This is a genomic window from Kitasatospora sp. NPDC033851, from assembly GCF_055576085.1.
This window is the reverse complement of record NZ_JBVIRL010000004.1, coordinates 62036-85845: the sequence shown is the minus strand read 5'-3', so window position 1 is coordinate 85845 and position 23810 is coordinate 62036. Positions and strand designations below refer to the sequence as shown.

General features: G+C 72.4%; 21 protein-coding genes. 9 read left to right on the top strand and 12 right to left on the bottom strand.

The genetic code is table 11. The features are described from left to right. Positions 1–18 precede the first annotated feature (18 nt). Positions 19–507: an SAM-dependent methyltransferase gene (locus ACZ51D_RS09850; protein WP_465616940.1), complete on the top strand. Its 489-nt coding sequence runs from the start codon at positions 19–21 to the stop codon at positions 505–507. A 234-nt stretch (positions 508–741) separates the two neighbouring features. On the opposite strand, the gene ACZ51D_RS09845 is transcribed toward ACZ51D_RS09850, so the two are convergent. Then, positions 742–3597: a DEAD/DEAH box helicase gene (locus ACZ51D_RS09845; RefSeq protein ID WP_465617415.1), complete on the bottom strand. Its 2856-nt coding sequence runs from the start codon at positions 3595–3597 to the stop codon at positions 742–744. 275 nt (positions 3598–3872) lie between these two features. Between ACZ51D_RS09845 and ACZ51D_RS09840 the strand changes: the two genes are divergently transcribed. Next, positions 3873–4247: a hypothetical protein gene (locus ACZ51D_RS09840; protein ID WP_360498337.1), complete on the top strand. Its 375-nt coding sequence runs from the start codon at positions 3873–3875 to the stop codon at positions 4245–4247. Between the two features lie 30 nt (positions 4248–4277). Next, complete coding sequence (locus tag ACZ51D_RS09835) at positions 4278–4691, top strand: ArsR/SmtB family transcription factor (RefSeq protein ID WP_465616938.1); 414 nt, start codon at positions 4278–4280, stop codon at positions 4689–4691. Here the strand turns inward: ACZ51D_RS09835 and ACZ51D_RS09830 are convergent. After that, complete coding sequence (locus ACZ51D_RS09830) at positions 4688–5869, bottom strand: aminotransferase class V-fold PLP-dependent enzyme (RefSeq protein ID WP_465616936.1); 1182 nt, start codon at positions 5867–5869, stop codon at positions 4688–4690. The genes ACZ51D_RS09835 and ACZ51D_RS09830 overlap by 4 nt on opposite strands. Positions 5870–6016: 147 nt before the next feature. On the opposite strand from ACZ51D_RS09830, the gene ACZ51D_RS09825 reads away from it, so the two are divergent. The 4 genes from ACZ51D_RS09825 to ACZ51D_RS09810 all read left to right on the top strand — a co-directional run bounded on the left by ACZ51D_RS09825 (position 6017) and on the right by ACZ51D_RS09810 (position 11716). Next, positions 6017–8110: a S9 family peptidase gene (locus tag ACZ51D_RS09825; RefSeq protein ID WP_465616934.1), complete on the top strand. Its 2094-nt coding sequence runs from the start codon at positions 6017–6019 to the stop codon at positions 8108–8110. 100 nt (positions 8111–8210) lie between these two features. Further along, positions 8211–8588 (top strand): YrdB family protein, encoded by a 378-nt coding sequence (locus ACZ51D_RS09820; RefSeq protein WP_465616932.1) that lies wholly within the window; start codon positions 8211–8213, stop codon positions 8586–8588. 221 nt (positions 8589–8809) lie between these two features. Further along, on the top strand, positions 8810–9187 hold the full coding sequence (locus ACZ51D_RS09815) for a DUF2568 domain-containing protein (protein WP_465616930.1): 378 nt from the start codon (positions 8810–8812) through the stop codon (positions 9185–9187). A 156-nt stretch (positions 9188–9343) separates the two neighbouring features. Next, positions 9344–11716 carry an immune inhibitor A domain-containing protein gene (locus ACZ51D_RS09810; RefSeq protein ID WP_465616928.1) on the top strand — a complete coding sequence of 791 codons (2373 nt, stop codon included), beginning with the start codon at positions 9344–9346 and terminating at the stop codon, positions 11714–11716. Between the two features lie 122 nt (positions 11717–11838). Here the strand turns inward: ACZ51D_RS09810 and ACZ51D_RS09805 are convergent, their stop codons facing one another. Then, positions 11839–12003, bottom strand: coding sequence for a hypothetical protein (locus ACZ51D_RS09805; protein ID WP_465616926.1), 165 nt, complete (start codon positions 12001–12003; stop codon positions 11839–11841). Positions 12004–12185: 182 nt separating this feature from the next. Between ACZ51D_RS09805 and soxR the strand changes: the two genes are divergently transcribed. Continuing rightward, positions 12186–12638 carry a redox-sensitive transcriptional activator SoxR gene (gene soxR / locus ACZ51D_RS09800; RefSeq protein ID WP_360498321.1) on the top strand — a complete coding sequence of 151 codons (453 nt, stop codon included), beginning with the start codon at positions 12186–12188 and terminating at the stop codon, positions 12636–12638. 107 nt (positions 12639–12745) lie between these two features. On the opposite strand, the gene ACZ51D_RS09795 is transcribed toward soxR, so the two are convergent. The 5 genes from ACZ51D_RS09795 to ACZ51D_RS09775 all read right to left on the bottom strand — a co-directional run bounded on the left by ACZ51D_RS09795 (position 12746) and on the right by ACZ51D_RS09775 (position 18617). After that, positions 12746–13768, bottom strand: coding sequence for an ABC transporter ATP-binding protein (locus ACZ51D_RS09795; RefSeq protein ID WP_465617413.1), 1023 nt, complete (start codon positions 13766–13768; stop codon positions 12746–12748). 14 nt (positions 13769–13782) lie between these two features. Next, positions 13783–14781 carry an ABC transporter ATP-binding protein gene (locus tag ACZ51D_RS09790; protein WP_465661795.1) on the bottom strand — a complete coding sequence of 333 codons (999 nt, stop codon included), beginning with the start codon at positions 14779–14781 and terminating at the stop codon, positions 13783–13785. Next, positions 14781–15767 carry an ABC transporter permease gene (locus ACZ51D_RS09785; protein ID WP_360498317.1) on the bottom strand — a complete coding sequence of 329 codons (987 nt, stop codon included), beginning with the start codon at positions 15765–15767 and terminating at the stop codon, positions 14781–14783. The genes ACZ51D_RS09790 and ACZ51D_RS09785 overlap by 1 nt, the downstream gene beginning before the upstream one ends. After that, a complete protein-coding gene (locus tag ACZ51D_RS09780) occupies positions 15764–16699 on the bottom strand; it encodes an ABC transporter permease (protein WP_465661793.1) in 936 nt (311 codons plus the stop codon). Before ACZ51D_RS09780 ends, ACZ51D_RS09785 begins: the two co-directional genes overlap by 4 nt. 163 nt (positions 16700–16862) lie before the next feature. Next, complete coding sequence (locus tag ACZ51D_RS09775) at positions 16863–18617, bottom strand: ABC transporter substrate-binding protein (RefSeq protein ID WP_465661792.1); 1755 nt, start codon at positions 18615–18617, stop codon at positions 16863–16865. Positions 18618–18782: 165 nt separating this feature from the next. Here ACZ51D_RS09775 and ACZ51D_RS09770 point away from each other — a divergent pair, with 165 nt between their 5' ends. Continuing rightward, positions 18783–20234 carry an aminopeptidase P family protein gene (locus ACZ51D_RS09770; RefSeq protein ID WP_465661790.1) on the top strand — a complete coding sequence of 484 codons (1452 nt, stop codon included), beginning with the start codon at positions 18783–18785 and terminating at the stop codon, positions 20232–20234. Positions 20235–20257: 23 nt separating this feature from the next. Here ACZ51D_RS09770 and ACZ51D_RS09765 read toward each other — a convergent pair whose 3' ends face one another. From ACZ51D_RS09765 to ACZ51D_RS09750, 4 genes are all read right to left on the bottom strand, one after another. Then, on the bottom strand, positions 20258–20587 hold the full coding sequence (locus ACZ51D_RS09765; protein WP_360498312.1) for an XRE family transcriptional regulator: 330 nt from the start codon (positions 20585–20587) through the stop codon (positions 20258–20260). Between the two features lie 193 nt (positions 20588–20780). Continuing rightward, positions 20781–21803 carry a nitronate monooxygenase gene (locus tag ACZ51D_RS09760; RefSeq protein ID WP_465661789.1) on the bottom strand — a complete coding sequence of 341 codons (1023 nt, stop codon included), beginning with the start codon at positions 21801–21803 and terminating at the stop codon, positions 20781–20783. 72 nt (positions 21804–21875) lie between these two features. Beyond that, on the bottom strand, positions 21876–22502 hold the full coding sequence (locus ACZ51D_RS09755) for a response regulator transcription factor (RefSeq protein ID WP_465616914.1): 627 nt from the start codon (positions 22500–22502) through the stop codon (positions 21876–21878). Further along, complete coding sequence (locus ACZ51D_RS09750) at positions 22499–23731, bottom strand: sensor histidine kinase (RefSeq protein ID WP_465661787.1); 1233 nt, start codon at positions 23729–23731, stop codon at positions 22499–22501. Before ACZ51D_RS09750 ends, ACZ51D_RS09755 begins: the two co-directional genes overlap by 4 nt. Between the last annotated feature and the right edge of the window lie 79 nt (positions 23732–23810).

Sequence of the window (23810 nt, the reverse complement as noted above, 5' to 3'; positions counted from 1 at the left end):
TCAGAGGAGGGGAAGCACGTGGGTGAAGTCTTCAGCGTGGAGGCGCTCGGGCATGTTGTGGGAGGCCGAACGGAACCGACCGACGACTACTGGGGAGGGACACGTGCCATCATCCGACTGGACGGCGACAGGTTTCCGCTCGACGCGACGAAGGGGCTGGAGGAGTTCTCCCACCTCGATGTGATCTTCCGGTTCCACAAGACCGACCCGGCCGATCTGAACTTCGGCGCACGCCGTCCCCGGGACAACCCGGACTGGCCCGAGGTCGGCGTGTTCGGCCACCGGAACATGCGGCGCATCAACTGGCTGGGGTCCTCCCGTTGCCGGCTCGTCAAGGTCGACGGCCTGGACCTGCACGTCGAGGACCTGGACGCCATCGACGGCACCCCGGTCCTCGAAGTGAAGCCCTGGTTCGAGGAGTTCGGCCCGCGCGGAGAGGTGCGCCAGCCCGCGTGGACGACGGAGATGCTCCGCGACTACTTCGCCCCGGTGGACCCTGCTCACTGAACGTCTCGCCTGGGATCACCTTGCTTCTGCCCATCCCTCTGCCCGCGCCCCAGTTCCCTGGGGAGCGGGTCGTCCAACTCCCTACGTCCCCGTCAGCGCGGGCCTCGGAGTTTGGAAACAACGCCGCCGCTTCGGCTGAGCCGAAGCGGCGGCGGGCAGGCGGGTGGGGGTGGGAGCGCCAAGGGGCCCGCACGTTCGACGACGCGAACGTGCGGGCCCCTTGGCGTTGCGCGGTCAGCTCACGGAGGAGTAGGCGATGATGCCGCGGCGGAGGCTGTCGACGGCCTTGCGGGCGGTCTTGCGGAGGTCGGCGTCCTCGCCGGCGGCGTCCTGGATCTGGCCGAGGACGTCGATCAGCTGCTTGGTCCAGCGGACGAAGTCGCCGGCGGGCATGTCGGCGTCGCGCAGGACCTGGTCGAGGTTGTGGCCGAGCGCCCAGCGGTAGGCGACCCAGGCGAAGCCCAGGTCGGGTTCGCGCTGGCCGACGCCCTCGGCGGTGTTGATCCGGTGCTGCTCCTCCAGGGCGTCCAGGTGGCCCCAGATCCGGACCATCTTGCCGAGCGCCTCCTTGGCCGCGCCCTCCGGCACCCGGGGGGCTCCGGCGTCGTCAGCCTGGCGGGCCTCGTACACCAGCGCCGAGGCGCAGGCGGCGAGTTCGGCGGCGGCGAGGCCGCTCCAGACCCCTTCGCGGATGCATTCGGAGGCGAGCAGGTCGAGTTCGCCGTAGAGCCGGCCGAGCCGCTTGCCGTCGTCGGTGACGGTGTCGCCGCGGAGGTAGCCGAGGTCGGTGAGCAGGGCGCAGACCCGGTCGAAGGTGCGGGCGATGGTGTGGGTGCGCGAGCGCATCCGGCGTTCCAGCATTTCGGTGTCGCGGTGCAGCCGGTGGTAGCGCTCGGACCAACGGGCGTGGTCCTCGCGGTCGGAGCAGCCGTGGCAGGGGTGCTGGCGCAGTTCGGCCCGCAGTCGGGTGATCTCCGGGTCGTCGGCGGCGGCGGCGCGGCCCTTGCGGAACCGTTCGGGTTCGAGGTGGCCGGCCTTGGTGCGCAGCGCGGAGGCGAGGTCGCGGCGGGACTGCGGGCTCCGCGGGTTGAAGGACTTGGGGATGCGGACGCGCTCGATCGCGGCGACCGGGTACGGGAAGTCGATCATGGCGAGCCGCTTGACCTGGCGTTCGGCGGTGAGGACCACCGGGCGCGGGCCGTCCTGGAAGTCGGGGTGGCGCCGGTCGCCCCGGCCGGAGCGGTCGACCGGGGGCAGGCCGGGGTCGAGGACCAGGGCGAGGCCGGCGAACTTGCCGGTGGGGACGTGGATGACGTCGCCCGGCTTGAGGTGCTCGATGGACTCGACGGCGGCCGCGCGGCGCTGGCTGGTGCCTTCGCGGGCCATCTCGTTCTCGCGGTCCTTGAGCCGGCGGCGCAGCTCCATGTACTCGTCGAAGTCGCCGAGGTGGCAGGTCATCGACTCGCGGTAGCCGTCCAGCCCTTCCTCGTTGCGCTGCACCTGGCGGGCGATGCCGACGACCGAGCGGTCCGCCTGGAACTGGGCGAAGGAGGTCTCCAGCAGTTCGCGCGAGCGGTGCCGGCCGAACTGGGAGACCAGGTTGACGGCCATGTTGTAGGAGGGCCGGAACGAGGACTTGAGCGGGTAGGTACGGGTGCCGGCCAGGCCGGCCAGCGCCTCCGGGTCGAGGCCGCGCTGCCAGAGCACCACGGCGTGGCCCTCGACGTCGATGCCGCGTCGACCGGCCCGGCCGGTGAGCTGGGTGTACTCGCCGGGGGTGATGTCGGCGTGGGTCTCGCCGTTCCACTTGACCAGCTTCTCCATGACCACCGAGCGGGCGGGCATGTTGATGCCGAGCGCGAGGGTCTCGGTCGCGAAGACGGCCTTGACCAGGCCCTTCACGAAGAGCTCTTCGACGACTTCCTTGAACCGGGGCAGCATCCCGGCGTGGTGGGCGGCGATGCCGCGCTCCAGGCCGTCCAGCCACTCGAAGTAGCCGAGGACGTGCAGGTCCTCGTCGGGGATGTCGGCGCAGCGTTCCTCGACGAGGGCCCGGACCTGGGCGCGGTCGGAGTCCTTGTTGAGCCGCAGCCCGGAGCTGAGGCACTGCTGGACGGCGGCCTCGCAGCCGGCCCGGCTGAAGATGAAGGTGATCGCGGGCAGCAGGCCTTCGGCGTCGAGCCGGTCGATGACGTCCACCCGGCCCGGTGTCCAGACCCGGCCGGGACGGCCGTTGGGCATCGAGCGGCCCCGGCCGCGGCCGAAGCGGTCGCGGGGGTTGCGGTCGACCTCGGAGCGGGCGAGCCGGACCAGTTCGGGGTTGACGGCCTTGCCGGGGTTCTTCAGGTTGTTCTTGGGGCGGCCGTCCCGGTCGGGGTTGGCGAACAGGTCGTACATCCGGTTGCCGGCCATCACGTGCTGCCACAGCGGCACCGGGCGGGTCTCGGAGACGATCACCTTGGTGCCGCCGCGCACGGTGTCCAGCCAGTCGCCGAATTCCTCGGCGTTGGAGACGGTCGCGGAGAGCGAGACGAGGGTGACCGACTCGGGAAGGTGGATGATGACCTCCTCCCAGACGGCGCCGCGGATGCGGTCGGCGAGGTAGTGCACCTCGTCCATGACGACGTAGCCGAGGCCGTTGAGGGTGCTGGAGCCGGCGTAGAGCATGTTGCGCAGCACCTCGGTGGTCATGACCACCACGGGGGCGTCGCCGTTGACGGTGTTGTCGCCGGTGAGCAGGCCGACCTTGGCGGCGCCGTAGCGCTTGACCAGGTCACCGTACTTCTGGTTGGACAGGGCCTTGATGGGCGTGGTGTAGAAGCACTTGCGCCCGGCGGCCAGGGCCAGGTGCACGGCGAACTCGCCGACGATGGTCTTCCCGGAGCCGGTGGGGGCGGCGACCAGGACACCCGAGCCGGATTCCAGCGTCTCGCAGGCCTCCAGCTGGAAGTCGTCCAGCGGGAAGTCGTACAGCTGCTGGAAGCCGTACAGGGCGGTGGCCTGTTCCTTGGCCCGGCGACGACTGGCCGCGTACGCCTCGGCGGGGCTGAGCTCCTGGTCGACCTGGGGCTCTGGATCGGGGGTGTTCATCGCCGTCCGGGTGTGGTTGGTGTGATCTCGCATCTCAGCGAGAGGTTACCCGGGAGGACTGACATCGATAGCACCGTTTTTTCGCGCTACGGATCAGTTCCCGCACAGCTCCATAGTTGCAAATGTCTTCAAGCGATCGCGATGCGTCCGAGTTCGGACATCTCCGGTCATTCCCGGTGGACCGGGCCGCAGGCTTCCTACCGTCGTCGTCACAGCCACCACACGGCCACCAAGCGGCCCGCACACGGCCGCCGACGCACGGGAGGACAGCCACGATGGCGAACCTGGAGACGTCCCTCAAGGACGCCATGTCGATCGACGGCGCGATCGGCGTCGCCCTGGTCGACTACGGCAGCGGCATGGCGCTCGGCAGCCTCGGCGACGGCGGCGAGCTGGACCTCAACGTCGCCGCGGCGGGGAACACCGACGTGGTCCGCGCCAAGATGCGGGCGATGGAGATGCTCAACCTGCACGACAACGAGATCGAGGACATCCTGATCAGCCTGACCAACCAGTACCACATGGTCCGGCCGATCACGACGCCCACCGGGCGCGGCCTGTTCCTCTTCCTGGCGCTCAACCGCAGCCGCTCCAACCTCGCGATGGCCCGCCACCAGCTCAAGCGGATCGAACTATCGCTGGAGATCTGAACCCGGACCGACACCAGGAAGGGGGGCCTCGTGACGGTGGCGCTCTACCAGGCCAAGGCCGAGTTCTTCCGGATGCTCGGCCATCCCGTCCGGATCCGGGTGCTGGAACTGCTCCAGGCCGGGCCGACGCCCGTCCGCTGCCTGCTCGCCGAGCTGGAGGTCGAACCCTCCAGTCTCTCCCAGCAGCTCGCGGTGCTGCGCCGGTCCGGCATCGTCACCGCCACCCGGGAGGGCAGCACGGTGGTCTACGCGCTGGCCGGCGGGGACGTGGCCGACCTGCTGCGGGCGGCCCGGCGGATCCTCACCGGGCTGCTCGCCGACCGGAACCTGCTGCTCGCGGAGCTGCGCGGGGACGCGAGCCCGCGCGGGGACACGAGCCCGCGCGGGGACACGGGACTGCGCGGGGACGCGAACCTGCGCGGGGACGCGAGCCTCGGACGCTAGCCCTCCAGCTCCTTGAGCACCCCCGCCAGCCCGTCCGCCAGCCGCTCGTACTCCTCCGGCCGGTTGTACAGCTGGGCGCTGATCCGCAGCACCCCGCCGCCGGCCCAGGGGCGGACGGCGATGCGGGTGCGCAGCCGCTGCCACACCTCGGCCATCAGCGCCCGTACCTGCGGCTCGGTCTCGCCGTGGCCGGCCGGCAGCCGGACCGTGCGCATCCACACCCCGGGCGTCGCGGGCAGCGGTTCCAGCCCCGCGCGTTCGACCAGCGCCTGCCGGCCGTACGCGGCGAGCGCGGTGTTGTGGGCGGCCACCGCCGCCGGGCCGAGCGTGCGCAGCAGGTCGAAGCCGGCCGGGGCGGCCAGCCAGGGCGTGTAGTCGCAGGTGCCGCGCCATTCGACGTTGCCCGGGAAGCCCTTGTCGTGTTCCCAGGACAGCGCCAGCGGGCGTACCCGGCCGGTCCACTCGGGGCGGACGGCGAGGACGCCGGTGGCGCGCGGGGCGAAGGCCCACTTGTGCAGGTTGCCGAACCAGAAGTCGGCGTTCGGGTCGGCCGGGGCGGGCAGCATGCCGGGCGCGTGGGCGCCGTCGACGACGGTGGTCACGCCGCGTTCGCGCAGGTCGGCGAGCAGGGCCGGGCCGGCCACCAGGCGGGCGGTGGGCGAGGTGAGCTGGTCCAGGACGGCGACGGTGGTGCGTGCGTCCACGGCGGCGAGCACGGCCTCCCGGACGGCGTGCTCGTCCGGGGCGTCCAGCGGGATCCGAGCGACGACCAGTTCGGCTCCGGTCTCGGCGGCTTTGCGGGCGACGGCCTGGGTCACCGCGCCGTAGCCGTGGTCGGTGACCAGGATCCGGTCGCCGGGGGCGAGCGGGAGGGTGTCCAGGGCGATCGCGACCGCCTCGGTGACGTTGGCGACCAGGGCGAGCCGGTCGGGGTCGGTGCCCAGTTCGGCGGCGATGAGGGCCCGGGCGGCGGCGATCCTGGCCGGGAGGTCGGCGAAGAAGCCGTCCGGGTCGAGCTCGTGTTCGGTCCGCAGCCGTTCCTGCGCGCGCTGCACCGGGAGGGGCACGGCGCCGTACGACCCGTGGTTCAGGTGCGCCGCGTCCGTCGACACGCTGAACAGGCCGTCGGCGGCGGGCAGCGGGGCCGGGGGCTCGGCGGTCTTCAGGTCCTCGGTCACGGTTTCCTCCGCTCGTCCGGCCTTCCATGGCCTCGTATGGCGTCATATGGCGTCGCGCGGCGTCGTATGGCGCACATCACGTGGTGTGTGACATTTCACATGACAGACTACTGGTCGGGGCACGCACCGCGCGACCACGATCGGGCCGTGACCATCACCGACGCCTTCCTTGCCCTCAGCGCCCGTACCGGCCGGTTCACCTTCGGCGCACCGCGCGCGTACACCCTCGCCGAGGACGGTACCCGGCTGCTGCTGCTCCGCTCGAACGGTCCCGAGGATCCGGTCGACCGCCTCCACCTGCTCGACACCGCCACCGGCGAGGAGCGGACGGTCGCCGACCCGGCCGCACTGCTGCCCGGCCGCACCGGCCGCCGCGACGACCTGCCGACCGTCGAGCGCCGGCTGCGCGAGCGCACCCGGCTGGTCGCCGCCGGGATCGGCTCGTACGCGGCCACCGCCGACCTCGCGATCGCCGTCTTCACCCTCGACGGCCGGCTGTTCCGCACCGACACCGCCGCCGCCACCAGCGACGAACTCCCGGTCGCCGGGCCCGCGTTCGACCCCCGGCCGGACGCCACCGGCCAGCGCGTCGCCTACGTCGCCGACGACGCCCTGTACGTCACCCCCGGCCTCGAACCGCTCTCCCCCGCTGACGGCGCCCGCTGGGGCGTGGCCGAGTTCGCCGCCGCCGAGGAGCTCGGCCGTGCCCGGGGCCACTGGTGGCGCCCGGACGGTGGCGCGCTGCTGGCCGCCCGGGTGGACGAATCCGCCCTCCCCCGGCGCTACTTCGCCGACCCGGCCCGCCCCGCCGAGGCCCCCGAGGACTTCGCCTACCCGCAGGCCGGCGGCCCCAACGCGGACGTCCAGCTCTGGGTCCTCGGCCTCGACGGCGGCCGGGTCCGGCTGCGCTGGGACACCGACGGGTTCCCGTACCTCTGCGCCGCCTCCTGGGCCTCCGACCACGAGGTGCTGCTCACCGTCGCCGACCGGCTGCAGCAGAACGTGCTGCTCCTCAGCGCCGACCCGGCCACCGGCGCGACCCGCGAACTCTCCCGCACCACCGACGAGTTCTGGGTCGACGACCTGCCCGGAACCCCCGGCCGACTGGCCGACGGCCGACTGCTCACCGTCCACGACACCCCGCAGGCCCGCGGCCTCGCCCTGGACGGCAAGCCGCTGGACACCACCGGGCTGCAGATCCGCCGGGTGGTCGGACTGCTGCGCGGCCGACTGCTCTGCGAGACCGGCCAGGGCGACCCCGCAGACCAGTACGTCCACCTGATCGACCCGGACGGCGGCGCGCCCGAGCCCCTCACCACCGGCCCCGGCACGCACTCCGCCCTTGCCGCCGCCGACACCCTGGTCCTCACCTCGGCCACCGCCGACGGGATCCGCCGCCGCGTCCTGCGCGACGGCGGCGAGCGGGCGCTCACCGACCTCAGCGCCGGGCTGCCGCTCACCGACCTCAGCGCCGCGCTGCCGTACCGGGTCAGCCCGCGGCTCGCCCGGGTCACCGAACGCGGCCTGCCGACCGCCGTCGTCTACCCGCGCGAGCACGGCCCCGGCCGCCGGCTGCCCGTCCTGCTGGACATCTACGGCGGGCCCGGCTACCAGGCCGTGGCCGCCGAGCCGCGCCGCTGGCAGCTCCGCCAGTGGTGGGCCGACCAGGGCTTCGCCGTGGTCACCACCGACAACCGCGGCACCCCGTTCGTCTCCCCGGACTTCACCCGGGCGATCTTCCGCCGCTTCTCCCAGGCCGCCCTGGACGACCAGGTCGACGCCCTGCACGCGCTCGCCGCGCACCACCCGGACCTCGACCTCGGCCGGGTCGCCGTGCGCGGCTGGTCGTACGGCGGCTACTTCGCCGCGCTCGCGGTGCTGCGCCGCCCGGACGTCTTCCACGCCGCCTGCGCGGGCGCCCCGCCCACCGACTTCCGGCAGTACGACACCGCGTACACCGAGCGCTACCTCGGCCTGCCGCAGGACAACCCCGAGGGCTACGCCGGCGACTGCCTGCTCGCCGACGCGCCCGCGCTGACCAGGCCGCTGCTGCTGATCCACGGGCTGGCCGACGACAACGTCCACCCCTCGCACACCCTGCTGCTCTCCCAGGCCCTCACCAAGGCCGGCCGCCCGCACACGGTGCTGCCGCTGCCGGGCGTCACCCACATGACTCCGGACGGGATGAACGAGCAGCTGACCCGGGCCGAACTCTCCTTCCTCCGGGCCTCCTTGGGGTGACCCGTTCGGGTCTGTCCATTGCGCCGCCCGGGCCGGACTGCGACACTCCGCGTGGTCGCCGCCCGGCCCGGGCGGAGCAGTGGAACGGGGAGAGCGCGAAATGAAGATCGACAGACCCGGCCCGGTCGGACAGCGGCAGTGGACCCCGCTGACCGCCGGCAACGCCGGCCTCGCCTTCGGGCTGGAGCTCGCCATGCTGGCGGCGCTCTGCTACTGGGGCTTCAAGACCGGGTCCGACCTGGGCACCCGGCTTCTGCTGGGGCTCGGCGCACCGGCCCTGGCCGCCCTCGTCTGGGGCCTGTTCCTGGCCGCGGGCGGGCCGAAGTACCGGCTCCCGCTGCCCGCCGAGATCGTCCTCAAGCTGCTGACGCTCGGCACGGCCGCGCTCGCGCTGTACGCCACCGGGCGGACCACCCTCGCGGTGGTGTACGGCGTGCTGGTGGTGGTCAGCGTGACCGTCGAGTACAGCACCCGCTGACGGCAACGCCGTTGACGGACCGGCAGGTGGGAGGCATCGGACCGGCAGCCGCGGGAGGATCCGTTGAGTTCGCCCGACCGGGCTGGGACACTCCGCTGGAGCAGCCCTCCGCCTGTCCGCCGTCCGGTCCCGGCGGCGGCCCCGGCGGCGGACGGCGCGAGGATCGAGGCGGGGATCGGGGCCGGGATCGAGGCCGGGACCGAGGCGGGGAGAGCGCGCGGATGACGATCGACGGACCCGGCCCGACGGAGCGGCGGCTGCGCAGGTCGCTGGCCAGGGCCGGCACCGAACTCGGCTTCGGGGTGCAGCTCGCGAGCCTGGCGGCGCTCTGTTACTGGGGGTTCAGGACCGGCGACAGCCTGGGCCTGTGGCTGCTGCTGGGGCTCGGCATCCCGGCCGCGGCCCGGGCGGTCTGGGACGTGTTCCTGGCCGAGCGCCGGGCGAAGGTCGAACTGCCGCTCGCCGCCCGGCTGGTGCTGAAACTGGTCCTGCTCGGCGTGGCCGTGGTGGCACTGTCCGCCGCCGGGCCGGCCACCCTGGCGGCGGTGTTCGCGGCACTGGTGGCGTTCAGCCTGGCGCTGGACTTCGGCAACGGCTAGACAGGACGTCACGGAAAGGGGCGTCGCACCTGCGGGTGCGGCGCCCCTTTCGCTTGCCCCGGACCCCTTCCACGTGACCCGTGACATGTGAAATATTACCTGCGCTTCATCGACCGATGATCCGAAGCACCCCATCCCCCGGAAAGGACCGGTCAGTTGCGCAGACTGTCCGCGGCCCTCGCAGCAGCGCTCACCACGAGCGCGATAGCGGCCACCCTGCTGGGCACCCCCGCCCAAGCCGCTCCCCCGACCCCCCTCACCGTCACCGCCGCCGCGGCCTCCGACGCCGCCGCACAGGGCGCCGAGGCCCCGCCCGCACCGCTCGTCCCCCAGGAGCGCGAGCGCCAGGCGCTCCGCAGCAAGGCCCTGGAGCAGCTCAACAAGGGCGCCGTCGCCAAGACCGCCGACAAGCGGGCCCCGGCGAAGGTGAAGGTCGGCAACGACTACGTCCAACTGGCGCACCAGCGCACGGACAAGGTCTTCGTGATCCTCGCCCAGTTCGGCGACGAGGTGGACAACTCCACCCAGTGGAACGGCCAGCCCCGCTACGGCGGCACCCCCGGCCCGCGCCACGACCAGATCCCCAAGCCGGGCAAGGACGACAACCACACCCTGTGGTCGCCGGACTTCGACCGCACGTACTACCAGAAGATGTTCTTCGACGACGCGCCCGGCGCCGTGTCGATGCGCAACTACTACCGCACCCAGTCCTCCGGCCGGTACGACGTCGAGGGCACGGTCAGCGACTGGGTCACCGTCCCGTACAACGAGGCCCGCTACGGCAGCAACAAGGGCCCGCAGGGCTCCGGCGCCTGGACCGAGGCCCAGGAGTTCGTCCGGGACGCCGTGAAGGCCTGGTTCGACGGCGAGGTCGCCAAGGGCCGCTCGTCCGCCGACATCAAGGCGCAGCTCGCCCAGTACGACGTCTACGACCGCTACGACCACGACAAGGACGGCGAGTTCAACCGGCCCGACGGCTACCTGGACAACGTCATCGTCGTGCACGCCGGCGTGGACGAGACCTGGGGCGGCGGCGCACAGGGCACCGACGCGCTGTGGGCACACCGCAGTTGGGCCTTCCCGGACGCGACCGGGCAGACCGGCCCGGACGGCGACAAGATCGGCGGCGCGCCCGTCGGCGACACCGGCCTCTACGTCTACGACTACGTCCAGGGCGGCGAGAACAGCGGCGTCGGCCTGTTCGCCCACGAGTACGGCCACAACCTCGGCCTGCCCGACCTGTACAGCACCACCGGCGGCGACAACAGCGTCAACTTCTGGTCGCTGATGTCCTCCGGCTCGTACCTGGGCAAGGGCCCCAACACCACCGGCGGCTACCCGGGCGACCTCGACGCCTGGAGCAAGCTGCAGTTCGGCTGGCTCAACTACGACGAGGCGCAGGCCGCCACCCGCTCCAGCCACGCCCTCGGGGTGAGCAGCTACAACACCGACCAGGCGCAGGCGGTCCTGGTCCACCTGCCGGACGGCACCACCAGCACCGACCTCGCCGACCCGTACGAGGGCTCCAAGCAGTGGTGGAGCGACACCGGCGACAACCTCGACAACTCCCTCGCCCGGGACGTCGACCTGCGCACCGCCACCGGACCGGCCGCGCTGGACGCCGCGGCCTGGTACGACACCGAGCAGGACTACGACTTCCTGACCGTCGAGGCCTCCACCGACCAGGGCAAGCACTGGACCGCCCTGGGCGGCACCGTGGACGGCGCCCCGATCGGCAACACCAGCGCCAACACCCCCGGGCTGAGCGGCAGTTCCGGCACGTACCGGAAGCTGCACATCCCGCTGGACGGCTACCTCGGCCAGCAGGTCCGGCTGCGCTTCCACGCCACCTCGGACGGCAACACCCACGGCAGGGGCGTCCTGGTGGACGCCGTGAAGGCCACCGCCGGGGGCACCGAGCTGTTCGCCGACGGCGCCGAGAACGGGGCCGGCGGCTGGACGGCCAGCGGCTTCACGGCCATCACCGGCCGCACCGCCGTCAAGCAGCACCCGCGCGCCTACATCGCCGAGAACCGCCGCTACACCGGCTACGGGGCGTTCCTGAAGACCGGCCCGTACAACTTCGGCTACACCGGCGTCACCGGCAAGGCCAACGTCGTCGACAACTACCCGTACCAGGAAGGCGTCCTGCTCTGGCTCTGGGACACCTCGTACGGCGACAACAACACCAAGGACCACCCCGGCGGCGGGCTGATCCTGCCGATCGACGCCCACCCGGCGCCGATCCGCTTCGCCGACGGGACCCTGGTCAACGGGCGGGCGCAGACCTTCGACGCCACCTTCTCCCTCAGGCCGACCACCCCGTTCACCCTGCACAAGGGCGGAGTCGCGGTGCGGATCCCGGCCGAGCCGGCCGTCCCGGTGTTCAACGACCACACCGGGGTGTACGCCGACCCGGCCACGCCGCAGCTGACGGTGAAGGTGCCGGACACCGACACGAAGATCGAGGTCGTCCGGGAGTCCCAGGGCGGGCGGATCACCACCGTCCGGGTGGGCCCGGCCTCCTGAGCCTCGACCTCCCGAACGGCAACATCCCGAACGGCAACATCCCGAACCGCGGCCTCCAGCGCCGCGCATGACGAAGGCCCCGGATCCCCCGACAAAGGGATCCGGGGCCGGTCCGCGTCCGATCACCGCCCGAGGCGGCGGGCGGTGGGCGCGGCGGTGGCCGTGGCCGTGGCCGTGGCCGTGGCTACGCCGAGCACGGTGATCGCGGCGATCCCGAAGGTCATGTACCGGGCCGAGCCGACCGGGCTGTCCGCGCGCAGGATGACCAGGCCGCCGCCCGGCAGCACGGCGGGAGAAGAGTTCGCGCCACCCGCCGGAGGCCCCGTCGGACGGCGACTCCGTTGGGTAACTGTGCGGCTGGGCAACGGTTGTACCGTTCCTCACGGCAGATGATTCGGCCACGTCCGGTACGCTGAGACTTCAAGAGAACTTGAAGTCAAGGAGTCGCCATGACCACCGCGGAGGAGACATGACCACCGCGCCCGTCGACCTGCTGAGCGTCGGCGAGGTGGCCCGGCGGGCCGGGATCGCCACCTCGGCGGTGCGCTTCTACGAGGAGCAGGGACTGATCTCCTCCGAGCGGTCGGCCGGAAACCAGCGCCGCTACCGCCGGCACGTGCTGCGCCGGATCTCGCTCATCCTGGTCGCCAAGCGGCTCGGCATCCCGCTCAGCGAGGTCGCCGAGGTCTTCACCGGCCTCCCGGAGGACCGGATGCCCGGCAAACACGACTGGGAGCGCATCTCGCTCCGCTGGGCCGAGCAGCTCCGCGCCCGCCGGATCGAACTGGAGCGGCTGGAGGGCGAGCTGACCGGCTGCATCGGCTGCGGCTGCGTGTCGCTGCGCCGCTGCCGGGTGCTCAACCCCGGCGACGAGCTGGCCGCCGAGGGCCCCGGCCCGCGCCTCCTGCTGCCCGAGGAGTGAGAGCCGGGGATCGGTTGGAACCCGGTCGGACGCGGCCCTCGTAAGGTTCCCCGCCGCGTCCGACCGGGGGTCTGGATGCCCGGATCACATCTCCGGGAAGTCCCGGCTCACACCTCCGGGAAATGGCAGGCCGCCTGCCGGGTGCCCGGGCCGGCGATCTGCAGCAGCGGCCGCTCCGTCCGGCACAGGTCCTGCGCCTTGGGGCAGCGCGGGTGGAAGGTGCACCCGGGCGGCGGGTCGGCCGGGCTCGGCGGGTCGCCGAGCAGCACGATCCGTTCCCGGGTCCGCTCGGCCTCCGGGTCCGGCAGCGGTACGGCGGACAGCAGCGCCCTGGTGTACGGGTGCGCGGGGCTGCCGTACACCTCGGCCTTGTCGCCGATCTCGACGATCCGGCCCAGGTACATCACGGCGACCCGGTCGCAGACCCGCTTGACCACCGACAGGTCGTGCGCGATGAACACGTACGCCAGTCCGAGCTCCCGCTGGAGCCGCTCCATCAGGTTGACCACCTGGGCCTGGATGGACACGTCCAGCGCGGAGACCGGCTCGTCGGCGATCACCAGCCGCGGCGAGGTGGCCAGCGAGCGGGCGATGCCGATGCGCTGCGCCTGGCCGCCGGAGAACTCGTGCGGGTAGCGGTCCAGGTGCTCGGGGATCAGCCCGACCAGTTCCATCAGTTCGGCGGCCCGCTTGCGCGCGGCCGTCGCGCTCTCGCCCTGGACCAGCAACGGCTCGGAGATGATCCGGGACACCGTCTGCCGGGGGTTGAGCGAGGAGTACGGGTCCTGGAAGACCATCTGCAGGTCCCGCCGGTGCGGGCGCAGCCGGGCCTGGGAGAGCCCGCCGATCTCGGTGCCGTCGAAGGTGACGGTGCCCGAGGTCGGGTCGAGCAGGCGGACGATCATCCGGCCGGTGGTGGACTTGCCGCAGCCGGACTCGCCGACCAGGCCGAGCGTCTCCCCCGCGCCGACGTCGAAGCTGACCCCGTCCACGGCCCGGACCGGCGCACCGGGCCGCCCGGTGCGGCTGCGCCGGCCGGGGAAGGTCTTCACCAGGTCCCGTACGGACAGCAGCGGACCGGTCGGCACGGCATCGGCCGTCGCAGGATCGGTCATCGCAGGATCGGTCATCGCGGCATCGGCCATCACAGCACCCCTTCCGGCACCAGCGGCAGGTGGCAGGCGGCCTGGTGGCCGGGAGTGAGCGGGCCGAACACGGGTCGATCGGCCAGGCAGCGGGCGTGTTCCTCGGCGGACGCGGCGGTGGTGCGGGCGCAGCGCGGGGCGAAGGAGCAGCCGGTGGCGGGGGCGATCAGCGACGGCGGGCTGCCGGGGATGGCCCGCAGCGGGGCGTCGTCGGTGTCGTCCAGGCGGGGCAGCGAGTCCAGCAGGCCGCGGGTGTACGGGTGTGCGGGTTGCGCGAACAGCCGGTCCACCGGGGCCTGTTCGGCCGCCCGTCCGCCGTACATGACCAGGACCTCGTGGGCGACCCGGGCGACCACGCCGAGGTCGTGGGTGATCATCACGACGCCGAGGCCGCGCTCCTGCTGGATCCGGGCGATCAGGTCGAGGATCTGCGCCTGGACGGTGACGTCGAGCGCCGTGGTGGGCTCGTCGGCGATCAGCAGCTCGGGCTCGCAGGCGAGCGCCATGGCGATCATGACACGTTGGCGCATGCCGCCGGAGAACTGGTGCGGGTACTCGTCGACCCGGCGGGCCGGCTCGGGGATGCCGACCTCGGTGAGCATCTCCACCGCGCGGGCCCGGCCCGCCCTGCGGTTGGCCTTGAAGTGCACCCGGTAGTGCTCGGCGATCTGCTCGCCGACGGTGTAGAAGGGGTGCAGGCTGGACAGCGGGTCCTGGAAGATCATCGCGATCCGGCGGCCCCGGACGGTGCCCAGTTCCTTCTCCCCGAGCCCGTTCAGCTCCTGCCCGTGCAGCCGGATCGAGCCGGTGACGGCGGCGCCGCGGTGCAGGCCCATGACGGCGAGCGAGGTGACGGACTTGCCGCTGCCGGACTCGCCGACCAGGCCGAGGGTGCGGCCGGCCTCGACGGCGAAGGAGATGCCGTCCACCGCCCGCACGGTGCCGCGCGGGGTGTCGAAGGCGACCCTGAGGTCGTCGACCTCCAACAGGCTGGTCATCAGTACCTCACTCTCGGGTCGACGAACGCGTAGAGCAGGTCGACCAGCAGGTTCGCCGCGACGATGAAGAACGCCGCGAGCAGGGTGACGCCGAGGATGACGGGCTGGTCGGAGCGGCCCAGGCCGTCGTAGAACAGCCGGCCGACGCCGGGCAGGCCGAAGATGGACTCGGTGATGACGGCGCCGGCCAGCAGGCCGCCGAGGTCCATGCCGAAGATGGTGAGGATCGGCGTCATCGCGGAGCGCAGCCCGTGCTTGACCGTGACCGTCCGCGGCGGCAGCCCCTTGGCCCGGGCGGTGCGGATGTACGGCTCGGCCATCGCCTCGATCATCGAGTTGCGGCTCTGCCGGGCGTACATCGCCGCGTACAGCAGGGCCAGGGCGGTCCACGGCAGCAGCAGGTTGGAGGCCCACGCGAGGGGGTTCTCGGTGAACTGGTGGTAGGCCGGGTAGGGCAGCAGCCCGGCCGTCCTGACGACGCCCCAGATCAGCATGATCGAGGTGAAGTAGACCGGCAGCGAGGCGGTGCCGACCGAGAACACCATCAGTGTCCGGTCGAGCGGCCTGCCCTTGTGCAGCGCCGAGGTGATGCCCGCGCCGAGGCCGAGGACCAGCCAGAGCACGGCCGCGCCGAGGGCCAGCGAGATGGAGACCGGCAGCCGGTCGGTCAGCAGGTCCCACACCGGCAGCCCGTACTCGTAGGAGTAGCCGAGGCACGGGAAGCCGCAGTGCACGGTGCTGGGCCCGGAGCCGTAGTCGCGGCCGGCGAAGATGCCGCCGAGGTAGGCGAGGAACTGGTCCCAGATCGGCTTGTCCAGGCCCATCGCCGCCTTGACGTCGGCGAGCCGCTCGGGGCTGCAGGTCTTGCCGCAGGCCGCCGCGGCCGGGTCGTTGGGCAGCAGGTAGAAGATGGTGAAGGTGATGGCGCAGATGGCGAGCAGGATGCCCACCACGCCGAGCAGTCGGCGGCCGAGGTAGAGGATCACGACCGGCCTCCCCGGGGGTCGAGGATGTCGCGCAGCGTGTCCCCGAGGAGGGTGAAGGCGAGCACGGCGAGGAACAGGAAGGCGGTCGGGATCAGGAAGTAGGTCGGGTCGGTCTCGTAGTGGACGATGCTCTCGGCGATCATCTGGCCCCAGGACGGGGTCGGCGGGCGGACGCCCACGCCGAGGTAGCTGAGCGCGGCCTCGGTGGCGATCATGCCGGGGATGAGCAGCGTGGTGTAGGCGATGATCGGGCCGGAGACGTTGGGCAGGATCTCCCGGGTGAGGATCCGCCAGGACCGGGCGCCGCCGACCTTGGCGGCCTCGACGTACTCGCGGTGCTTGAGCGACAGGGTCTGGCCGCGGACCACGCGGGCGATGCCGGGCCAGGTGAACAGCCCGATCACCAGGGTGATCAGCAGGATCCGGTTGACGTCCTTGGCCACCGACATCATCGCGATCATGAAGATCAGCGAGGGGAAGGACATCGTGAGGTCCATCAGCCGGGACAGCAGCGTGTCGGTGCGGCCGCCGAAGTAGCCGGCCGCGATGCCGGCCAGGGTCCCGGCGATCACGACGACGGCGGTCGCGGTGAAGGCGATCAGCAGGGACACCTGCCCGCCGTGCAGCACCCGGGCGAACAGGTCGCGCCCGGTGATCGGCTCGACGCCCAGCCAGTGCCGGCTGCTGATGCCGCCGAAGTCGCCCCGGGGCAGGCCGCCCAGGTACGGGTCGATGGCGCGCTTGTCGAACTCCTCGGGGGTCCAGCCGCCGAGCGAGCTCAGCGGACCGGCCAGCGCGGCGGCCAGGATCAGCACGCCGACCGTGATCAGCCCGAACCGGGCCGAGCCCTTGGCCCACAGCTGGTCCCAGACCAGCCGCCAGGGCCCGCGCCCGGCGGTCTTCGCGGAGCCCGCCGCCGTGGCACCGGCCACGGCGGCGGGCTCTGCAACACTTCGCTCGGCTCCGGCCGCTCCTGATCCGGCGTCGACGCTCCGCGCTCCGGCACTGGCTGCGCTCGCCTGTCGCTCGTCACCGTCGACACCCGCGCGGCCTTCGGCTCCCGAAGGGGTGGTGGTACTCATCGGCGCCGGCCCCTCAGCCCTTGCCCTTGGCGGGGTCCTTGAGGCCGACCACGGCGAGGTCGATCATGCCGGCGTAGCCGGAGTTGCCGAACGCGCCGGCCACGTTGGTGCCCACCAGCAGGGGGCGGCGCTGCCACATCAGCGGGACGGCCGGGGCCTTAGCCATCAGGTCCTGGTCCAGCTGCTGCCAGGCCTTGTTGGCCTCGCTGACGTCCGTCATGGCCGCGATCTGGTCCATCCGGTCCATCGTGGCCTGGTCCTTGAACTGGCTGTAGTTGCCCTGGTTGCCCTTCTCCTTGAGGGTCCGTCCGTCGAACAGGAACGGGAAGAAGGTCGCGGCGGACGGGTAGTCGGGACACCAGCCGTTGATGGTCAGCTCGGGGGCGTTCTTGAGGTCGCCGATGGTGTCGGCGAAGGCGGACGGGTCCACGGTGTTGACGGTGACCTGGACGCCGACCTTGGCCAGCGACTGCTGGATCGCCTCGGCCCGGGTCTTGTCGCCGAGCGAGACGGTGATCGCGACCTTGAGGTCGGTCTTGCCCGCCGCCTTCAGCAGGTCCTTGGCCTTCTCCGGGTCACCGGCCACCGGGACCTTCAGCGGGTCGGCCTTGACTCCGCCGGTCAGCGACGGCGGCAGGTAGGAGGTCGCCACGTCGGTCACCGCCGGGCCGCCGAACGCCGTCACCTGCGCCTCGCGGTCGACCGCCCACATCATCGCCTCGCGCACCTTCGGGTCGTCGAAGGGGGCCTTGGCGGTGTTCATGTACAGCATGTCGGTGCAGCCGGTCTGCTCCGCCACCATGCGGGACTTGACGTCCACCTTGGGCAGCACCTTGGCGACGCTCTCGTGCTGCATCCAGGGCATGTCGATGGCGTTGGCGTCGGCGCCCTCGCTGGCGATGATCCGGTCGTCGGCCTGGCCGCCCTTGATGCCCTGCGTGACCACGATCTTGTCCGGGTACGCCTTGCGGACGGTGTCGGTGCCCTGCTCCCAGTTGGTGTTGCGGACCAGGACCAGCTGCTTGCCGCGGTCGTAGGTCTCGATCTTGTACGGGCCTGAGGAGAACGGCCGCGAGTCGTACTGGGTGCCCTTCTCCTGGGACTGCGGCACCGGGGAGAAGGTCGGCAGGGTGACGGTGTCCGAGAACTCGGCGACCGGGCGCTTCAGGTGGAAGACGATCGTCCTGTCGTCCGGCGTCTCGATGCTCGCCAGGTGCTCGCCGTTCAGCGGGCCCTTGTAGTTCTCGCCGCCCGCCAGGTACTGGATCGCGTAGTCGGGGCCGCCGGTGAGGTCCGGCGAGAAGGAGCGCTCGACGTTGTACTTGATGTCGGCGGACTTGATCGGGCTGCCGTCCTCGTACTTGAGGCCCTCCTTCAGGGTGAAGGTCCACACCTTGCCGCCCTCGGCGGACTTGCCCAGGTCGGTGGCGAGGTCCGGGACGATCTCGCTGCCCGCGGCGCCCGGCTCGGACTTGAAGGTGGTCAGCGTGCGGTAGATCAGCCGGGTGCCGAAGTCCATGTGCGGCACCACCCAGTTGCGGGCCGGATCGAGGTGGGCGAAGTCCTGGTTGGTGAGGACGGTGAGGGTGCCCCCCTTGGCCGGGGTGCCGCCGACGATCGAACCGGACGCCGCGCCCGGGCCCTGACTGTTCGAAGGCCCGGCCGCGTCACCGCCACTGTCGCTCTTGTCGTTCTTGCAGGCCCCGAGGCCGAGGGTGAGGGTCGCCGCGAGGGCCGCCGCGAGGGCGGCGTGGGTGCGCCTGGTCATGTTGCAACTCCGCTGTGGGGGGCCTGATCCGGCCGCTCCGCTGTGTGACCCGTAACATAGTAATGTGAAATTGCACTGCACAAGAGGTGACGCCACCCGTTACCGAGCTGTGTCCGTGCGCGCCCCCTGCCGCACATCTCCCCAGTCCAGCCAAGGAGTTCACCGGTGACCCTCCCCCGGACCGGCCTCAACACCGGGAGCCACGACCTCCCGGTCTCCCCCGCCCTCGCCGCCTTCATGGGCACCCGCTGGGCCCCCACCCCGCTCCCCACCGACCGCCGCGTCCCCGGCCACGACCGCTTCCCCGGCCGCCGCGCCCGCCTCTGTGCCGCCTTCCCCGGCGAACGGCTCATCATCCCGGCCGGCCGGCTCAAGGTGCGCTGCAACGACCTCGACCACCGCTTCCGCCCGCACAGCGCGTACGTCTGGCTCACCGGACTCACCGGCGAGGACCAGGCCGACCACGTCCTCGTCCTCGAACCCGCCGGCCCCGAAGGCCACGAGCCGATCCTCTACCTGCGCCCCCGCTCCCCGCGCGACGGCGGCGAGTTCTACCGCGACCGCCGCTACGGCGAGTTCTGGGTCGGCCCCCGACCCGACCTCGCCGAAGCCGCCCGGCTCACCGGGATACGCACCGAACACCTCGACGACCTCGGCAAACTGCTCTCCGGCCCCCAGCCGCCCACCCGGGTCCTGGCGGGCACCGACGCCCTGGTCGACGAGACCACCGGGCGGCGCACCGCCTCCCACGAGGACGGCGAACTCGCCGCTGTCCTCTCCGAGTTGCGCCTGGTCAAGGACGAGTGGGAAATCGGGCAGCTGCAACTCGCCGTCGACCACACCGTCACCGGCTTCGAAGACGTCGTCCGCGCCCTGCCCACCGCGCTGCGCCACCACCGCGGCGAACGCTGGATCGAAGGCGTCTTCGACCTGCGCGCCCGCGCCGAAGGCAACGGCACCGCCTACACCACCATCGCCGCCTCCGGCGCCCACGCCTGCGTCCTGCACTGGATCCGCAACGACGGCGCCCTCGACCCGAACGCCCTGCTCCTGCTGGACGCCGGCGTCGAAACCGACACCCTCTACGCCGCCGACATCACCCGCACCCTCCCGCTCAGCGGCACCTTCACCCCCGCCCAACGCCAGGCCTACGAACTCGTCCTCGCCGCCCAGAGCGCCGGCATCGCCGCCCTACGCCCCGGCGCCCGCTTCCGCGACTTCCACCGCGCCGCCATGCGCGTCATCGCCGAAGGCCTCGCCGACTGGGGCATCCTGCGCATCCCCGCCGACCAGGCCCTCGCCGAGGACAACGGCCTCTACCGCCGCTACACCCTCTGCGGCAGCGGCCACATGCTCGGCCTCGACTACCACGACTGCGCCAAGTCCCGCGCCGACCGCTACCTCGACGGCACCCTCGAAGAGGGCATGGTCCTCACCGTCGAACCCGGCCTCTACCTCCAACCCGACGACGAAACCCTCCCCCTCGAACTCCGCGGCCTCGGCATCCGCATCGAGGACGACCTGGTGATCACCCCGGACGGCGCCCACCTGATGTCGAACGCCCTCCCGAGGACGGTCAAGGACATCGAGTCATGGATGGCGGCCCTCCTGAGCTGACCACCTACGGCCAGGGCGGACGATCAAGCCACCTTGATCGTCCGCTCCCCCTGCCGAACGGTGACCTCCACCTCGCCACCGATGGCAGCGGCATACGCCCGCAGATTGTCCAGGCTGTCCACCTGCCCGTGCTCGATCTGCGACACCCGCGCCTGGCTCACCCCGAGCAGTTCAGCCACGTGCTTCTGCGTGAGTCCGGCCTTGCGCCGCATCTCCGCAAGCTCATACCCCCGAACCTGAGCGAGCATCTCCTGGCGAACCTGCACCCGCCTCGCCTCCGCCTCCGGCGTCGCCAGCTCGGGAAACCGCTTCATGACCTCGGCTCGCACCTCGGTCCAACTACGCCCCTTCATCGGCGCGCTCCGTTCCGTTGCTCCTCGACGTAGCCCGCGTAACGCTTCTCCGCCAGAGGAATCGACTCGTCGTACGGGCGTGATCTCCCACATGCGGCCACATTGAGTTGTGCCTTATGCGCTACCGCGTACTTTCCCTCCTAATCCACCCCGGCGAGGGACAACACGCCCCGTCCGGCGCGCGCTGGGCGCGCTACCCCTGCGCGCCCTGCCACAGCTGCGCCACGATCTGCTCCGCCGGGCCGGAGCGGGCCAGGTGGTGGGCCGTGCCGGCCCAGAGGTGCATGGCCGTGGTGTCGGCGCGGCGGGTGGCGGCGGTGCGGAGCGGGGCGGTGAGGTGGTGGACCTCGGGGTAGGCGGGCGGGGCGTACCGGCCGTGGCGGTCGATGAAGGCGTTGCGCAGGCCGCGGGCGGGACGGCCGGTGAAGGCGCGGGTGACGGTCGTCTCCGGGAGTTCGGTGAGCGCCGCCCGGTGCGCGGCCGAGGCACCGGACTCGTCGGAGCGCAGCAGGGCCGTCCCCAGCTGCACCGCGACCGCCCCGGCCCGCAGTGCCGCCGCGATCGCCGCGCCGTCGCCGAGCCCGCCGGCGGCGATCAGCGGCAGCGCCGTCACCTCCCCTACGGCGGGCAGCAGTTCGAGCAGCGGCGTCTCCCCCGGCACGTCCGCGATCCGGTGGGTGCCCCGGTGCCCGCCCGCTTCCGGGCCCTGCACGCACAGCGCGTCCATGCCGGCCGCCTCCGCCGCCCGCGCCTCCTCCGGCGTGGTGACGGTGCCGACCTGCAGCGTCCCGGCGGCCCGCAGTGCGGCGGCCTCCTCCGCCGTCGGCAGCCCGAAGGTGTACGAGACCACCGGCACCGGGTCGGCGAGCAGCGCGGCGAGCTTGGCCTCCCAGTCGTCCCGGTCCGGCCCGATCTCCTCCGGCAGTGCCACCCCCCACCGCTCGGCTTCGGGCCGCAGCCGCTCGCGGTAGGCGGCGACGGCCGCCGGATCCCCGGGCGGTGCCGGGACGAAGAGGTTCACCCCGTACGGCCGGTCGCTCGACTTGCGTACCAGCGCGATCTGTTCGCACATCGCCGCGGCGCTCTTGTACCCCGCGGCGAGGAACCCGAGCCCGCCGGCCCGGTTCACCGCGGCCACCAGCTCCGGGGTGGAGGCCCCGCCCGCCATCGGCGCGGCGATCACCGGTACGGCAAGCTCGTCGAGACGCACGGCCATCGGGGCTCCTCACACTGCTGCGGGCACGGACCGTTTCCCACCCTACGCTCGGCGGACCGGCCGCCGCGGTCCCTATCGGATCAGCCCGCGCCCCCGCGCCTCCCGCACCGCCGCCGTGCGCGAGTCGACCCCCAACTTGGTGTAGATGTGCACCAGGTGCGACTTCACCGTGGCCTGGCTCAGGTGCAGCCGCTGGCTGATCTGCTGGTTGGTCAGCCCGTCGGCGACCAGCCCCAGCACTTCGGTCTCCCGCGCGCTGAGCGCCGCCGCGGGTGTCCGCATCCGTTCCAGCAGCCGGTCCGCGACGCTGGGCGCCAGTGCGGAGCGTCCGGCGGCGGCCGCCCGTACGGCCTGGGCCAGTTCCTCGGGCGGCGCGTCCTTCAGCAGGTACCCGGTGGCGCCCGCTTCCAGGGCGGGCAGGGTGTCGGCGTCGGTGTCGTACGTGGTGACGACCAGGACGCGTGGCGCGCCCGCGCGGGCGGTGATCGCCGCGGTGGCCTGTGCGCCGTTCATCGCCGAGCCGGGCCCGAACTGCAGGTCCATCAGCACCACGTCGACGCCGGCTTTCGCGGCGAGTTCGACGGCCCGTTCGGCGGTCGCCGCCTCCGCGACGATCGCGAAGTCCGGTTCGCTCTCCAGTACCGCCCGTAGCCCGGCGCGCACGACGGGGTGGTCGTCGGCGATCAGCAGCCGGATCACGTCGCCTCCTCCGCTCCGGGAACGACCGGCCCGACAGGCAGTTGCACGGCCACCGCCGTCCCCTCTCCGGGCGCCGACTCCACCGTGAAGGTGCCGCCGAGCGTCCGCGCCCGGGCCCGCATCGAGGGCAGCCCGAATCCGCCGTCCGCGCCGGTGCGGCCCGCGACCGCCGCCGGGTCGAATCCGGCCCCGTCGTCGAACACGTCGAGCGCCACCTCGCCCTCCATGTAGCTGAGTGTCACTTCGGCCCGCGAGGCCTTCGCGTGCCGGACGGTGTTGCCGAGCGCCGACTGTGCGATCCGCAGCAGCGCGACCTCCTGCGCGGCCGGCAGCCGGACCGGGTCGCCGGAGACGTGCAGGTGGACGGGCAGCGCACCGTGCGCCGTCGTCGTCGCGCACAGCCGTTCCAGCGCGACCGGCAGCGGGTCGCTGTCCAGTGCGGGCGGGGTGAGCGCGCGGACGAAGCGCCGGGCCTCGTCCAGGTTGTCCTGAGCGGCCTGCCGCGCCTGCTCGACGTATCCGGCGGCGGCTTCGGTGCGCTCGGGCAGGGCCCGTTGGGCGGCCCGCAGCAGCAGTTGGATGGAGCTGAGGCTCTGCGCGAGGGTGTCGTGGATCTCGCGGGCGAGGCGTTCGCGTTCGGCCAGCACGCCGGCGGTGTGGTGGGCGGCGGCGAGGTCGGCGCGGGCGGCGGTGAGTTCGTCGATCAGCCGGCGCCGTTCTTCGCTCTCTTGGTAGAGCGCCTGGTAGCCGAGCACGGTGGCGGTGGCGACGGCCGCGCCGAGGGCGGGCCCGATGGCGGCGGCGAGGCTGAAGCTGTGCTGGTGCCAGGACCATGCGACGATCGCCGCGACGGCGGTCAGCCCGACGGCCACGGGCCCGCCTTGCCGCCCGAGCAGGTGCAGTTCCAGGAAGTACAGCGGGAACGCCAGCCAGACCCCGTCCTGGGTGGCGACCAGCACGCCCGCCCAGGTGACGCCGAGCAGTGCCAGCCAGAGCGCGGCCGCCCGGCGCGAGCGGCGGACGGCGGCCAGCTGCGGTCCGACGGCGTAGACGGCGCCCATCGCGGTGGCCGCGGCGGCGACGGCGGCCGGGTCGCCGCCGTGGTCGGCGCCGTGGCCGGTGAAGGCGGACCGGGCGACGGCGAGCGCGAGGAGGCCCGCTACGAGCAGGTGCAGGCAGACCTGGAGGACGCGGGCGACGGGGGTGGTTCTGGATCGTTCGGTCGCCATCCGTCCAGCCTAAGTTCCGTTCGCGGGGCTCGGCATCAATCAAAAGGTTGAACTCCGCTTCTGCCCTTTGATGCCCAGG

Coding starts and splice junctions, on each gene's coding strand:
- ACZ51D_RS09845 (WP_465617415.1), bottom strand. CDS start 3,597: ATGAACACCCCCGATCCAGAGCCCCAGGTCGACCAGGAGCTCAGCCCC.
- ACZ51D_RS09840 (WP_360498337.1), top strand. CDS start 3,873: ATGGCGAACCTGGAGACGTCCCTCAAGGACGCCATGTCGATCGACGGC.
- ACZ51D_RS09820 (WP_465616932.1), top strand. CDS start 8,211: ATGAAGATCGACAGACCCGGCCCGGTCGGACAGCGGCAGTGGACCCCG.
- ACZ51D_RS09815 (WP_465616930.1), top strand. CDS start 8,810: ATGACGATCGACGGACCCGGCCCGACGGAGCGGCGGCTGCGCAGGTCG.
- soxR (WP_360498321.1), top strand. CDS start 12,186: ATGACCACCGCGCCCGTCGACCTGCTGAGCGTCGGCGAGGTGGCCCGG.
- ACZ51D_RS09795 (WP_465617413.1), bottom strand. CDS start 13,768: ATGACCGATCCTGCGATGACCGATCCTGCGACGGCCGATGCCGTGCCG.
- ACZ51D_RS09790 (WP_465661795.1), bottom strand. CDS start 14,781: ATGACCAGCCTGTTGGAGGTCGACGACCTCAGGGTCGCCTTCGACACC.
- ACZ51D_RS09775 (WP_465661792.1), bottom strand. CDS start 18,617: ATGACCAGGCGCACCCACGCCGCCCTCGCGGCGGCCCTCGCGGCGACC.
- ACZ51D_RS09765 (WP_360498312.1), bottom strand. CDS start 20,587: ATGAAGGGGCGTAGTTGGACCGAGGTGCGAGCCGAGGTCATGAAGCGG.
- ACZ51D_RS09760 (WP_465661789.1), bottom strand. CDS start 21,803: ATGGCCGTGCGTCTCGACGAGCTTGCCGTACCGGTGATCGCCGCGCCG.
- ACZ51D_RS09750 (WP_465661787.1), bottom strand. CDS start 23,731: ATGGCGACCGAACGATCCAGAACCACCCCCGTCGCCCGCGTCCTCCAG.